Source organism: Burkholderia savannae (assembly GCF_001524445.2).
In the GTDB taxonomy this organism is placed as follows: domain Bacteria; phylum Pseudomonadota; class Gammaproteobacteria; order Burkholderiales; family Burkholderiaceae; genus Burkholderia; species Burkholderia savannae.
Window position 1 is genome coordinate 1,036,393 of record NZ_CP013417.1, and the last position, 13,351, is coordinate 1,049,743.

The following is a 13,351-nucleotide window of genomic DNA, read 5'->3' on the forward strand; positions in this document are numbered from 1 at the left end:
GCGTCGCCGGCATCGGACATCAGCCGTTGCCGACCATCTTCTCCGGCCGCACCCATTCATCGAACTGCGCTTCGGTCACGTAGCCGAGCGCGAGCGCCGCGGCTTTCAGCGTCGTGCCTTCCTTGTGCGCCTTCTTCGCGATCTGCGCGGCCTTGTCGTAGCCGATGTGCGGATTGAGCGCCGTCACGAGCATCAGCGATTCGTTCAGGAGCGCGTCGATGCGCGGACGATTCGGCTCGATCCCCACCGCGCAGTGATCGTTGAAGCTCTGCGCGCCGTCCGCGAGCAGCCGCACGGATTGCAGTACGTTGTGCGCGATCATCGGCCGGAACACGTTCAGCTCGAAATTGCCGCTCGCGCCGCCGAAGTTCACCGCGACGTCGTTGCCGAACACCTGGCAGCACAGCATCGTCACGGCTTCGGACTGCGTCGGGTTGACCTTGCCCGGCATGATCGAGCTGCCCGGCTCGTTCTCCGGAATCGACAGCTCGCCGAGCCCGCAGCGCGGCCCGCTCGCGAGCCAGCGGATGTCGTTCGCGATCTTCATCAGGCTCGCGGCGACGGTCTTCAGCGCGCCGTGCGCGAACACGAGCGCGTCGGCCGCGGCCATCACCTCGAACTTGTTCGGCGCGCTGACGAACGGCAGCCCGGCGAGCCGGCCGATCTCGGCCGCGACGCCCGCGGCGAACTTCGGATGCGCGTTGAGCCCGGTGCCGACCGCGGTGCCGCCTTGCGCGAGCTCGTAAAGATGCGGCAGCGCCGCTTCGGCGTGGCGGATGCCCTGATCGAGCTGCGCGACGTAGCCGGAGAATTCCTGGCCGAGCGTGAGCGGCGTCGCGTCCTGCAGGTGCGTGCGGCCGATCTTCACGATGTCGGCGAACGCGGCTGCCTTCGCGTCGAGCGTCGCGCGCAGCGTGCGCAGCGCGGGCAGCAGATGCGTGACGATCGCGCGCGCGGCGGCGATGTGCATCGCGGTCGGGAACACGTCGTTCGACGACTGGCCGCGATTGACGTCGTCGTTCGGATGCACCTTGCGGCTCTCGCCGCGTTCGCCGCCGAGCAGCTCGCTCGCGCGGTTCGCAATCACCTCGTTCAGGTTCATGTTGGTCTGCGTGCCCGAACCCGTCTGCCAGACCGCGAGCGGGAATTCGTCGGGGTGCTTGCCCGCGACGATCTCGTCGGCGGCGGCGATGATCGCGTTCGCCTTGTCTTGCGCGAGCACGCCGAGCTCGAGATTGACGGCGGCGGCCGCCCGCTTGATCAGCGCGAGCGCCTCGATCAGCTCGGGCGACTGCTTCTCGGTCGAGATCTTGAAGTTCTGCAGCGAGCGCTGCGTTTGCGCGCCCCATAGCCGGGCCGCGGGCACTGCGATTTCACCGAACGTGTCGCGTTCCATCCGTACTGCTTCGCTCATGATTGCTCCTTCAGATGACGGGGGACGCCGCGCGGACGCGGCGCAATGCGCATGCGGGGACGGGGCCGTTCTCGCGACGGCGGCCGCTTGATCGGCAAGCATAGCGCCGCGCGCGATTTCGTGCCGCGGCGCGCGTGGCGGACAATGCGAACGCGGGAGGAATCGGGCGCGGGCGGGGCGGGGCGCACGCGCGTCGCGGCGATCGGGACGGCGTGGCGTATGCGAGCGCCGGCGCGATTGGCGGGACGTGGATGCGCCGATTTCGCTCGGCGCCGACGTCGCGCGCGGCCGCACTCGACGCGAGGCGACGCGGACTGTCCGGTCGGCGTCGCCTTGCCGGATGGATGGCGGTCAGCCGATTCGACGGCGTCGACGAGGCGGCGATCGCATGCGCGCATCGTGCGGCGAATCGGCCGATGCTTGCGATGATGCGTGCCGTAGAGTCCGATGAAATGAACATAGGCCGCTCGCGGCGGCGAATGAGCGCTTGCGCGGATCGCCGTCGCCGTGTTCGCCTGCGCTAACGCGCTAACGCGCTAACGCGCTAACGCGCGCGCCGAAGCCCGCGCTTAACCGCGCGCATGCGTCCTGAGCGCCGCGCTCTTCCGATGGAAACGCCACGTCATCAGCACCGCGACGCTCGCGAGCCCGGCGGCGAGCCCCCACCACAGCCCGCGCGCGCCGAGGCCCGCATGGAACGCGAACCAGTAGCCGGTCGGAAAGCCGATGCCCCAGTAGCCGAGCGTCGCGGCGAGCATCGGCACGCGCGTGTCCTTCAGGCCGCGCAGGCAGCCGGAGCCGACCGTCTGCATCCCGTCGACGATCTGGAACACGGCGGCGATCCCGAGCAGCGACGTCGCGAGCGCGACGGTGTGCGCGTTCGCGGGATCGTCGAGCTTCAGATAGAGGCCGACGATCGCGTGCGGCGCGACGATCAGCACGAGTCCCGACAGCGACATGAACGCAATGCCGAGCCCGAGCGCGACGAAGCCCGCGTGCCGCGCGGCAACGGGCGCGCCCGCGCCCGCCCAGTAGCCGACGCGCACGTTCGCCGCCTGGCCGATCGCGAGCGGCACCATGAACGCGACCGACGCGACATTGAGCGCGATCTGATGCGCGGCGAGCGACGATTCGCCGAGCACGCCGACCGTGAGGCCCGTCGCGAGGAAGAGCGTCGATTCGACGCCGTACGTGATCGCCACCGGCCAGCCGATGCCGAACAGCTCGCCCATCAGCGGCAGCCGCGGCCGCGCGGCGACGACGAAGTGCTTGAACGCCGGCCGCCCGTGCAGCAGCGCGACGAGCAAGAGCGCGGAGAGCCAGATCGTGATCGTCGTCGCGGTCGCGGAGCCGAGGAAGCCGAGGCGAGGCAGCCCGAACGCGCCGTGGATCAGGCCGTAGTTGAGGAACGCGTTGACGCCGACGCCGGCGAGCGACACCCACAGCAGCCGCTTCGCCGCGCCGATCGCGGGCAGGAACGAGCGCATCAGCCCGACGCCGATCAGGCTGCCGGGGGCCGCGAAGCGCAGCACGGCCGCGTATTCGCCGACATTGCGCGCGAGCGCCGCCGGTTCGCCGAACGCGCGCAGGAGCGGCTCCGCGAACGACAGCAGCGCGAACGCCGGAACCGCGAGCAGCAACGACAGCGCGAAGCCCGTCCAGTAGATGTGCGGCACGCGGTGCTCGGCCTGCGCGCCGCGCGCGTGCGCGACGCTCACGCTGACCGACGTCAGCACGCCTTGCAGCAGCGTCACGACGACGAAGAACAGATTCGCGCCGAGGCCGCCCGCCGCGAGCGAGTCGGGGCCGAGCGAGCCGAGCAGCACGGTGTCGGTGACGCTCATCGCCATTTGCGACAGCTGCGCGATCGCGAGCGGCGCGGCGAGGCGCGCCGTATCGGCGGCGTGACGGGACAGGGTGGGGGGCGGCGCGGCGGCCGCTCGCGTGAAACTGGTAGGCGACATGGGACGCGTTCGCGCGGACGGCCTGCCCGCGCCTTTGCTTATTTTTAGGAAACAATGAGATTACGAGTTTCCGCGAACGCTGTCGATGCCGGCTTCTGATGGCCTTACGGCCGACAGGGGCTCGCTACGTCGCGGCGTGCACGGCGATGCGCGTGTCGCCGAGCAGCACGACCTGGCCCGCGCGGATCTTGCACGTCTTGCGCAGCTCGGGCGCGCCGTCGACCTTCACCGCGCCCGACGCGACGAGCATCTTCGCCGAGCCGCCGCTGTCCGCGAGACCGGTGAGCTTGAGCAAGTTATGCAGTTCGACGAATTCGCCGGTCAGCGTGAAATCCAGGTTGGGCATGGCAGTGAGAACGGGAAAGAAGAGCGCGCCGCGCGACGGCGGCATCGCATCATAAGCGATGCGCGGCGCAAGCGGTGTAAGGCGCGCGTCAAATGTTTTCGGGGTTTCGCGCGATTCGGGCCGCCGCGTGTAAGCGAGTGTGTCGAACTCGTCAGCAAATGAAACGGTGGGTAACAGTTGTCGAGAACGGCGAACCGCGAACGAAATCGGCCGGTCTGTACACGGACTCGCTGCATGTCGCGGCGGGCACATAGCGGCGGCCTTCGACGGCACGCCGTTCCAACGACTTTGTTGAGGAGAATTGCGATGTCCAAGATTCGTGCAATGTTGATCGGTGCCGCGGTGGCGGCGGTGGCGACGACCGCTTTCGCGCAGACGGCCGGCGTGGCGACGCAAGGTTCGGTCGGCGGCTCGGCCGACGTGCTCGGCCAGAAGGCGGGCGCGAGCGCGCAACTGAACGCGGGCGGCGACCTGTCGGCCGCATCGCCGGAAGCGGCGGCGAATGCCGTCAAGCATTCGGCGAAGAAGCACGTGACGCACGCGAAGGCCAAGGCGAAGGCGAAGGCCGACGAAGCGGCCGAGCTCGGCGCGGACGCGAAGACGAAGGCGAGCGGCGCGGTCGAAGGTGCGACGAATGCGGCGGGCAACGCCGTCAACGGCGCGACGAGCGCGGCGGGCAATGCGGTCGGCGGCGTCGCGGGCGCGGCGGGCGGTCTGGCGAAGGGTGTCGCGGGCGGCGCGAACGGCTCGCTGTCCGTCAACGGCGGCGTGAAGGCCGGCGCGGGCGAGTAAGCGCCGAAGGCCGGCGCGCGGCAAGCGGGCTTCGCCCCGGAAGGCTCGCCTGGCGCGTTGCGCGTCGACCGATGGACGACGGCCCGGATCGCATCGCGCGGTCCGGGCCGTTGCGTTTTAGCGGTCCGCCTTCGTGCTCGAACCGCGTTTGCGCGCGCGCGAACGAGCGCGCCGCGCGTGACTGGTTACGGCCAACGGCAATTGCAACGGCTATGGCTACTGGCTACTGGCTACTGGCGGCGGCGCCCCTGCGGCTGCGCCGTGTTCTGCGCGCCGCGCGCGGGCGGCGTGACGATGAACACGCTGCGCAGCCACGCGGCGATGCGCGTGAAGATGTCGTACGGCTCCTCGACGAAGATCTCGGGCTTCAGGAGCCGCAGGTATTCCATGATCTGCTGCGCTTCCTGCTTCTGGAACGAGCCGTGCGCGATGCCGAGCCTGAGCAGCCCGCGCAGCTCGCCGAGCTTCTCGCGCGCGACGCTGCCGACGCTCATCTCGCACGCGAGCTTCGCTTCGTACACGCGTTGCCGCAGCGATTCGGCGAGCCGCCACGCGGGCGTCTGCATCCGCTCCTCGAGCGTCTGAATGTCGGTGACGGCCGCCTTGATCTGCGCGGCGAGCGGATCGACGAGCGCCGCATCCCCCTGCGCGCCGGACACGACGGCGGCCGCCCATTCGCGGCATGCTTTCGCGAGTTCGTCGGGCGTCCATTCGGAGCGCGACGCGAAGCCGAAGCCGAATTCGCCCGCCTGCCGGATCAGGATCGCGACGACGTCCGGAAACTCCTTGTCGAGCGTGCGCTTCGCCCACGCATACTGGCCGCCTTGCAGGAGCCGCTGCACGGCGTGCTCGGTGAGCGGCACCATGCTGTCGAGCAGCTTCGCGCGCAGGAAATCCTCGAACGACGGCGTGACGAACTGCGGATCGAGCTTGAGCGACACGCGCAAGAACGCATCGAAGTCTTTGCGCAGGGAAGCGACGGTGTCGTCTTTCAGCGTGAGAGTGATTTGGCCCATGTCTGTCTCGATGCTCGATGCCGGTCGGCTCGACCGGCGCTTTCGCCCGCGCGCAGCCGACGTGGGCAGGCCGCGTGTCGGCTGCGCGGATCGGCCGGCTGGCCGTCGGTCGTCGTGCTGTCCGGCCGGATCGGATGACGGGATTCGGTCGCCGGGCGCGGGGCTTCATCCTCTTAACGGCTGTGCGCGCGGGAACTTGAGGGCCGTGCGCGCCGATGCCGCGCGTGCGGGCGGCGCACGCGGCTCAGCCCGGCAGCCAGCCGCGCGGCGGCACGATCGCCTGCCAGAAAAAGAACACGGCGAGCCCGGCGGCGATCGTGACGAGCGGCCGGCGCGTCGCGGCGGACACGAGCACCGCGGCAGCGGCGCCGACGAGCCGGGGATTGCGCCAGGTCAGCTCCGCGTCGCCGCCGTGCGGCGCGAGCGTCATCGGCACGATGATCGCGGTCAGCACGGTCACGGGGACGAAGCGCAGCGCGGCGAGGAGAAGCGGCGGGAAGGCGAGGCGATCGCCGAGCAGGAAGAGCGTCGTGCGGATCGCGTACGTGAGCGCCGCCATTCCGAGAATCAGCAGCGCGTAGCTCATGATGCGGCCTCCGCGCGCCGGCGCGCGCGCTGCTCCGCGAACCAGGTCAGCGCGACGCCGATCACGACGCCCGCGGCGACGGCGGCGAGCAACCCGAGCTTGTACGGCCACGCGCGGCAGAGGAGCGCGACGGCGCCCGCCGTCACCGCGGCGGCGAGATTGCGCAGCGAGGCGAGTTGCGGCACGACGATCGCGATGAACGTCGCCGCCATCGCGAAGTCGAGCCCGAGCGACTGCAGGCGCGGGAACGCGGCGCCGAACAGCAGGCCCGCGATCGTCCACACCTGCCAGTTCACGTACATCGCGACGCCGGAGCCGAAGAAGTGGTCCGGCCCGGTCGCGCCGGGCTCGGCATGACGGTAGTGCGCGTACGCGACGGCGAAAACCTCGTCCGTCATCAGCGCGCCGAGCGTCGCGCGCCACCGCAGCGGCAGATGCGCGACGTACGGCGCGAGCGTCGCGCTGTAGAGCAGATGGCGCAGATTGACGACGAACGTCGTCGCGAGCACGACCGCATAGCTCGCGCTGCCCGCGATCAGGCCGAGCGCGATGAACTGAGCGGAGCCGGCGAAGAGCGCGAACGACATCAGCTCGCCGTGCCACGGCGCGAGCGGGCCCGTCGTGACGAGCGTGCCGAAGATCACGCCGAAGGGGGCGGCACCTACCATCATCGGAACGGTGTCGCGCATGCCGGCGGCGAATTCGCCGAGCCGGGCGGGCGGGGGATGCGTGGAGCGGGACTGGGACAAGGCGGCTACCTCCTGTGCGATGGAGGATAGCCGCGCGGGAGAGGCGCTCGCTTGTACGTTCTTGCGATGTCGATGTCGTGAAGGCCCAGCCCGAGCCAAAGCCCGAGCCAAAGCCAAAGCCAAAGCCAAAGCCAAAGCCAAAGCCAAAGCCAAAGCCAAAGCTGGTACCGGTACCTTCGCCGGAGCGGGAAGCGACGGCGGCGGCGATGCGCGTCTGTCGCTACAACGCTACGACGGCTGCCATCGCCCGGGCGGCACGCCGAACATCCGTTTGAAATGGCGGGTGAAGTGGCTTTGATCGGAGAAGCCGCACGCGGCGGCGACGTCGGCGACGCTCGCGCCCGCGCGCAGCGGTGCGAGCGAGCGTTGCAGGCGCAACTGGTTGCGCCATGCGTGCGGCGGCATGCCGGTTGCGCGCGAGAACAGGCGCGCCGCATGGAACGGCGACAGCCCGGCCGCTCGCGCGACGTCCGACAGCGTGACGGATTCGGACAGATCGGCGGCGAGCCGCTCGCGCATCGCATCGACGCGCCGGCGGTCGGCCGCGACGTCGCGCGGCGCGGTGCGATTGCCGGCGTGACGCGCGATCAATGTCGAGTAGGCGTCGAGCATCGCGGTTTCGGCGGAGAGCGGATCGTCGATCGGCCGGGGCGCGCTTGCGTCGCGAGGGAGCGCATCCGGCAGCCAGGCCGAAGTCGAAACCGAGCCGGAACCCGAATCCAAAGCCGGACCGGAATCCGGACTCGAAGCCAAACCCGAAGCCAAACCCGAAGCCAAACCCGAAGCCAAACCCGAAGCCAAACCCGAAGCGCGGCCCGCCGCCGCGACGCGTTCGCCTCGCAGCAGCCGATCGATCGCCTCACGCAGCCCCGTCGCGCCGCTCGCTTCCATCAGCCGATGCGCGGCGACGAGCCGCGCGGCGAGGTCCGCGTCGTGGATGACGTCGAGCCGGAACCACGGCTGCGGCTGCGGCGTGCCCGCGATTTCGTCGGCGAGCGCGCGGATGAAGTCGACGGGCACGTAGGCCACGCGATAGCGCCAGCCGTCTTCGGCCGCGCGCGAGCCGGTGTGGATCTCGCCCGGATTGATGACGGGGATCGAGCCCGTGTCGGCGACATAGGCGCTGCCGCGGCACGTGTAGCGCTCGGCGCCCGCCACGATGACGGGAATCGTGTACGCGTCGTGCCAGTGCGGCGCGAACGCATGGTCGCGGTAGGTCGCCGTGACGAAGTCGGCGTCCGGCAGCAGCGGCGTGCGCCAGTATCGGACCTGCTCGTGCGCGCGTTCGGATCGCATGGCGGCGGCTCGCGACGGTCCGGCGATGCGGGTGCGCCCGTTATCTGACCGGAATCGGCGTGCCGGTCGGCACGGGCACCGCGGTCACGCTGTTCTTCGGGCTGCCCGTCGCGATCCGGTCGCTGTAGGTCAGATAGACGAGCGTGTTGCGCTTCTTGTCGACGACGCGCACGACGTGCAGCGTCTTGAAGATGAACGACAGCCGCTCGCTGAACACGTCGGTCTGCTGCCTGAGCGGCTCGGTGAAGCGGATCGGGCCGACCTGCCGGCACGCGATCGACGCCTCGGTCGGGTCCTCGGCGATGCCGAGCGTGCCCTTGATGCCGCCCGTGCGGGCACGCGACACGTAGCACGTGATGCCGCTCACGAGCGGATCGTCGTACGCTTCGACGACGACGCGGTCGGAGCCCGTCAGGCGGAAATTGGTGTTGACGCTTGCGACTTCCTCGGCGCGCGCGGCCGGCGTGGCGATCGAGACGAGGGCGGCGCAGGTCGCGAGGACAGCGAAATAACGGTTTTTCATCGGTGGGGAAGCGGCGGATGCGTGGCGAGAAGCAGAGCACGACTCTAGCACGCCGCCGCCGGCGCGACGGTGCGCGGCACAACGAAAACGTAGAGGGGAAAAGCAAAAAGGCCCGTCGCGAACGACGGGCCTTCGAAGCTGGCTCCCCGACCTGGGCTCGAACCAGGGACCTACGGATTAACAGTCCGGCGCTCTACCGACTGAGCTATCGGGGAATAAGACGGTTCGGCGTGCTTGACGCCTCGAAACTAGGCGGCCATGAAAAAGCCCGTCTGCAACGGGCCTTTGCAATTCTTGGCTCCCCGACCTGGGCTCGAACCAGGGACCTACGGATTAACAGTCCGGCGCTCTACCGACTGAGCTATCGGGGAACAAACAGCAGAGAAATGAGATTCTATGAGGCGCTGGCCGATCTGTCAATACTTTTGCACATCGGCTTCGTCACGCGACGTCGCGTCGCGCCCCGCGAGCGCGGGCGATCAGCGCTCGAGCAGGTGCAGCTTGTCCTGCACGTCTTTCCACTCGTCGGCGTCGGCGGGTGCGGGCTTCGTCTTCGTGATCGACGGCCAGTTCTTCGCGAGCTCGGCGTTCAGCGGGGTGAACTGCTGCTGGTCGCCCGGCACGTCTTCTTCGGCGTAGATCGCATTGGTCGGGCATTCGGCGACGCACACCGCGCAGTCGATGCACTCGTCCGGATCGATCGCGAGAAAGTTCGGGCCTTCACGGAAACAGTCCACAGGGCATACATCGACGCAATCCGTGTATTTGCACTTGATGCACGCTTCAGTCACAACGTGGGTCATTCAAAACGCTCCTGCGGCGGAATCTAGGTATGTATGGGGGCGACGCATGGCGCCAAAACCGGCATTGTAACTGATGCGCCAAACCCGCATTGCGCGCTCGACTTCGCCGCTTATACCGTTTCGTGATTAGTTTATGGCGGAACGCGCGGCGCCGCGGCGCTTCGGCGCGGATTTGCGCCGCATTCGGGTAACATGCGTCAACCGGAGGGCAGGCGCGCCGCGCGCGAACGCTCGGGCTCCGTCTCGATCTTGGCAGTCTGGAATCATGATCATCACTTCGCTGCTCGATACCGACCTGTACAAATTCACGATGATGCAGGTCGTTCTGCATCATTTTCCCGCCGCAAGCGTCGAATACAGCTTCAAGTGCCGCACGCCCGGCGTCGACCTCGTGCCGTACATCGACGAGATCCGCGCCGAGGTCCGCTCGCTGTGCGAGCTGCGTTTCACCGATCCCGAGCTCGACTACCTGCGCCGGCTGCGCTTCATCAAGAGCGATTTCGTCGATTTCCTCGCGCTTTTTCATCTGAACGAGAAATACATCTCGATCATGCCGTCGCAAAAAGGCAGCGGCGAGATCGACATCGAGATCAAGGGGCCGTGGCTGCATGCGATCCTCTTCGAGATCCCGGTGCTCGCGATCGTCAACGAGGTGTACTTCCGCAACACGCAGCGCCGGCCCGACTACCGCGAAGGGCGCGAGCGGCTGCGTGAGAAGATCCAACTGCTCGGCGCGAAGCCCGAGTTCGCCGATTGCAAGATCGCCGACTACGGCACGCGCCGCCGCTTCTCGAAGATCTGGCACGAGGAGGTGCTGCGCACGCTGCGCGACGGGCTCGGCGCGCAGTTCGCCGGCACGAGCAACGTCTACTACGCGATGCAGCACGAGATCACGCCGCTCGGCACGATGGCGCACGAGTATCTGCAGGCCTGCCAGGCGCTCGGCCCGCGGCTGCGCGATTCGCAGACCTACGGCTTCGAGATGTGGGCGAAGGAATATCGCGGCGATCTCGGAATCGCGCTGTCGGACGTCTACGGAATGGACGCGTTCCTGCGCGACTTCGACATGTATTTCTGCAAGCTCTTCGACGGCGCGCGCCACGACTCGGGCGATCCGTTCGACTGGGGCGAGCGGCTCATCCAGCACTACGAGGAAAATCGCTGCGATCCGCGCACGAAGGTGCTCGTGTTTTCCGACGCGCTCGACATCCCGAAGGTCATGCAGCTGTACGAGCGGTTCCGCGGGCGCTGCAAGCTCGCGTTCGGCGTCGGCACGAACCTGACCAACGATCTCGGCTACCAGCCGCTGCAGATCGTCATCAAGATGGTGCGCTGCAACGGGCAGCCCGTCGCGAAGCTGTCCGATTCGCCCGGCAAGAGCATGTGCGACGACAAGGCGTACCTCGCGTATCTGCGCCAGGTGTTCGGGATCACGCAGCCGCCCGACGACGACGCGGGCAAGTGACGCCGCCCGCAAGGGCGGCGCGCGAGCGCGGCCGCATCGACGCAGCGCGCATGCGGGCCGCACGGCCCGCTTTTTTTCGTGTCCGCCGCGACGGGCGCGCGCCGCATCGGCCGGTATAATCGGGCCGGTATCGAAGGCCATCGTCACGAGGAGTTCATGGACACATCGGCTGCCCGCCGCAACATCCTCGCGCGCATCCGCGCCGCGCAGGGCCGCCCGGCCGAGCTGGCCGAGGTGGAGCGCGAGCATGCGGCCGATTACGTCGCGCGCCATCCGGCGGGGCCGCGGCCGCCGCTCGAAGGCGATCTCGTCGCGCGCTTCGTCGACGAGGCGCTGCGGCTCGAGACGACCGTCGACACCGTCGCGTCGATGCGCGACGCGCCCGCCGCGGCCGCCGCGTATCTGCGGCGCACGGGGCTCGGCACGCAGGCGATCGCGTGGCCGACGCTCGACGAACTCGACTGGGCGGGCGCGGGGCTCGCGGTCGAATTCAGGAAGCCCGTGGACGGCGACGTCGTCGGCATCACCGGCTGTTTTTGCGCGACGGCGGAAACCGGTTCGCTCGTTCTGCTGTCTAGTCCGAAGACGTGCTCGTCCGCCGCGCTGCTGCCCGAAACCCATATCGCGCTCGTGAGCGCGTCGCGCATCGTCGCGGGGCACGAGGACGCGTTCGCGTTGATCCGCGCGGAGCGCGGCGCATTGCCGCGCGCGGTGAACTTCGTGTCGGGGCCGTCGCGCACCGGCGACATCGAGCAGACGATCGTGCTCGGCGCGCACGGGCCGTATCGCGTTCACGCGATCGTCGTGCGCGACGCGTGACGCGTGACGCCACGGTCGCCGCCGTCGCGTTGCGCGCCGTATCCATTCGCAATTCAAGAGGAACTCACATGAAACGACATGCCGCCTGGGCGGGCATGGCGCTGGGAGGCGCGCTAGGCGCCGCTCCCGCGCTCGCATCGGCCGCAACGCTCGACGGTGCCGCGCTTTCCGCGTTCTGGGCGATCCCGTTCGCGGGCATCCTGCTGTCGATCGCGCTCTTTCCGCTGATCGCGCCCGTGTTCTGGCATCACCATTTCGGCAAGATCGCCGCGGCCTGGGCGGTCGCGTTCCTGATTCCGTTCGCCGCGACGTTCGGCTTCGGCACCGCGTTCGGCACGCTGATGCACGCGCTTTTCGAGGAATACATTCCGTTCATCGTGCTGCTGACGTCGCTGTATACGGTCGCGGGCGGCATCTGCGTGCGCGGCAACCTGCACGGCACGCCGAAGCTCAACACCGGCATTCTCGCGCTCGGCACCGTGCTCGCGAGCGTGATGGGCACCACGGGCGCCGCGATGTTGCTGATCCGGCCGCTCTTGCGCGCGAACGACAACCGCAAGCACGTCGTGCACGTCGTCGTGTTCTTCATCTTCCTCGTCGCGAACGCGGGCGGCTCGCTGTCGCCGCTCGGCGATCCGCCTCTCTTCCTCGGTTTCCTGAACGGCATCGATTTCTTCTGGACGACGATCCATCTCGCGCGGCCGATGCTTTTCATCTGCGCAATCCTGCTCACGCTCTTCTTCGCGATCGATACGTACTTCTATCGGAAGGGCGGCGAGGAGCGCAAGCCGTTCCTCGATCCGACGCCCGATTCGCACGGCGTGTCGATCGAGGGCAAGATCAACTTCGTGCTGCTCGGCGCGGTGATCGCGCTCGTGCTGATGAGCGGCTTGTGGAAGCCGGGGGTCACGTTCGACCTGTTCGGCACGCACGTCGCGCTGCAGAACGCGGTGCGCGACGTCGCGCTCGTCGCGGTCGCGCTCGTGTCGCTCGCGATCACGCCGCGCTCGGCGCGCGAGGGCAACGCGTTCAACTGGGCGCCGATCGAGGAGGTCGCGAAGCTGTTCGCGGGCATCTTCGTGACGATCGCGCCCGTGATCGTGATCCTGCGCGCGGGCGGCGACGGCGTGTTCGCGCCGATCGTCCATCTCGTCACGGACGCCGACGGCAAGCCGATCGACGCGATGTATTTCTGGGCGACGGGCGTGCTGTCGTCATTCCTCGACAACGCGCCGACCTATCTCGTGTTCTTCAATCTCGCGGGCGGCGACGCGCAGGCGCTGATGACGACGGGCGCGACGACGCTCGCGGCGATTTCCGCGGGCGCCGTGTTCATGGGCGCGAACAGCTATATCGGCAACGCGCCGAACTTCATGGTGAAGGCGATCGCCGAGTCGCGCGGTGTGAGAATGCCGAGCTTCTTCGCGTACCTCGGCTGGGCGCTCGTGATTCTCGTGCCGGTGTTTTTGCTGACGACGTGGGTGTTTTTCGGCGGTTAGGCAAGATGACGATGACGGCCGCGCGGGCGGCGGGCGGCGCGATGCGCGCGTTCGCCGCCCGCGCGGCGTGACGGAGACG

At 68.5% G+C, this 13,351-nt stretch carries 13 protein-coding genes and 2 tRNA genes; 4 read left to right on the forward strand and 11 right to left on the reverse strand.

What is annotated here, in order from left to right; all coding sequences use genetic code 11:
- Window positions 1–19 precede the first annotated feature (19 nt).
- The 3 genes from fumC to WS78_RS05250 all read right to left on the reverse strand — a co-directional run bounded on the left by fumC (window position 20) and on the right by WS78_RS05250 (window position 3,724).
- Window positions 20–1,414: a class II fumarate hydratase gene (fumC, locus tag WS78_RS05235; protein ID WP_038745522.1), complete on the reverse strand. Its 1,395-nt coding sequence runs from the start codon at window positions 1,412–1,414 to the stop codon at window positions 20–22.
- 569 nt (window positions 1,415–1,983) lie between these two features.
- Window positions 1,984–3,378 carry an MATE family efflux transporter gene (locus WS78_RS05245; protein WP_038744498.1) on the reverse strand — a complete coding sequence of 465 codons (1,395 nt, stop codon included), beginning with the start codon at window positions 3,376–3,378 and terminating at the stop codon, window positions 1,984–1,986.
- Window positions 3,379–3,502: 124 nt separating this feature from the next.
- Window positions 3,503–3,724, reverse strand: coding sequence for an RNA-binding S4 domain-containing protein (locus WS78_RS05250; RefSeq protein ID WP_038744499.1), 222 nt, complete (start codon window positions 3,722–3,724; stop codon window positions 3,503–3,505).
- A 306-nt stretch (window positions 3,725–4,030) separates the two neighbouring features.
- On the opposite strand from WS78_RS05250, the gene WS78_RS05255 reads away from it, so the two are divergent.
- On the forward strand, window positions 4,031–4,516 hold the full coding sequence (locus WS78_RS05255) for a hypothetical protein (protein ID WP_038744496.1): 486 nt from the start codon (window positions 4,031–4,033) through the stop codon (window positions 4,514–4,516).
- 230 nt (window positions 4,517–4,746) lie between these two features.
- Here WS78_RS05255 and WS78_RS05260 read toward each other — a convergent pair whose 3' ends face one another.
- The 8 genes from WS78_RS05260 to fdxA form a co-directional block, all read right to left on the reverse strand.
- A complete protein-coding gene (locus WS78_RS05260) occupies window positions 4,747–5,532 on the reverse strand; it encodes a DUF4088 family protein (protein WP_038744494.1) in 786 nt (261 codons plus the stop codon).
- 244 nt (window positions 5,533–5,776) lie between these two features.
- Entirely contained in the window at window positions 5,777–6,118 is a 342-nt protein-coding gene (locus WS78_RS05265) for an AzlD domain-containing protein (RefSeq protein WP_038744493.1), read from the reverse strand.
- Complete coding sequence (locus WS78_RS05270; protein WP_226377232.1) at window positions 6,115–6,807, reverse strand: AzlC family ABC transporter permease; 693 nt, start codon at window positions 6,805–6,807, stop codon at window positions 6,115–6,117. Before WS78_RS05270 ends, WS78_RS05265 begins: the two co-directional genes overlap by 4 nt.
- Before the next feature lie 288 nt (window positions 6,808–7,095).
- Complete coding sequence (locus WS78_RS05275) at window positions 7,096–8,163, reverse strand: AraC family transcriptional regulator (protein WP_059584600.1); 1,068 nt, start codon at window positions 8,161–8,163, stop codon at window positions 7,096–7,098.
- Between the two features lie 40 nt (window positions 8,164–8,203).
- Window positions 8,204–8,686, reverse strand: a complete 483-nt coding sequence (locus WS78_RS05280; protein WP_038750273.1) for a CreA family protein — start codon at window positions 8,684–8,686, stop codon at window positions 8,204–8,206.
- Window positions 8,687–8,825: 139 nt separating this feature from the next.
- Window positions 8,826–8,901: transfer RNA gene (locus WS78_RS05285), tRNA-Asn, on the reverse strand.
- Between the two features lie 80 nt (window positions 8,902–8,981).
- A tRNA-Asn gene (locus WS78_RS05290) sits at window positions 8,982–9,057 on the reverse strand.
- Window positions 9,058–9,165: 108 nt separating this feature from the next.
- Window positions 9,166–9,489: a ferredoxin FdxA gene (gene fdxA, locus WS78_RS05295; protein WP_038750276.1), complete on the reverse strand. Its 324-nt coding sequence runs from the start codon at window positions 9,487–9,489 to the stop codon at window positions 9,166–9,168.
- A 265-nt stretch (window positions 9,490–9,754) separates the two neighbouring features.
- Between fdxA and pncB the strand changes: the two genes are divergently transcribed.
- The 3 genes from pncB (at window position 9,755) to WS78_RS05310 (ending at window position 13,272) form a co-directional block, all read left to right on the forward strand.
- Complete coding sequence (gene pncB / locus WS78_RS05300; RefSeq protein ID WP_059584603.1) at window positions 9,755–10,954, forward strand: nicotinate phosphoribosyltransferase; 1,200 nt, start codon at window positions 9,755–9,757, stop codon at window positions 10,952–10,954.
- A gap of 156 nt (window positions 10,955–11,110) precedes the next feature.
- Complete coding sequence (locus WS78_RS05305; RefSeq protein ID WP_038750279.1) at window positions 11,111–11,773, forward strand: LutC/YkgG family protein; 663 nt, start codon at window positions 11,111–11,113, stop codon at window positions 11,771–11,773.
- 68 nt (window positions 11,774–11,841) lie between these two features.
- Window positions 11,842–13,272, forward strand: coding sequence for a sodium:proton antiporter (locus WS78_RS05310; RefSeq protein WP_038750281.1), 1,431 nt, complete (start codon window positions 11,842–11,844; stop codon window positions 13,270–13,272).
- The last annotated feature ends 79 nt before the right edge of the window (window positions 13,273–13,351 follow it).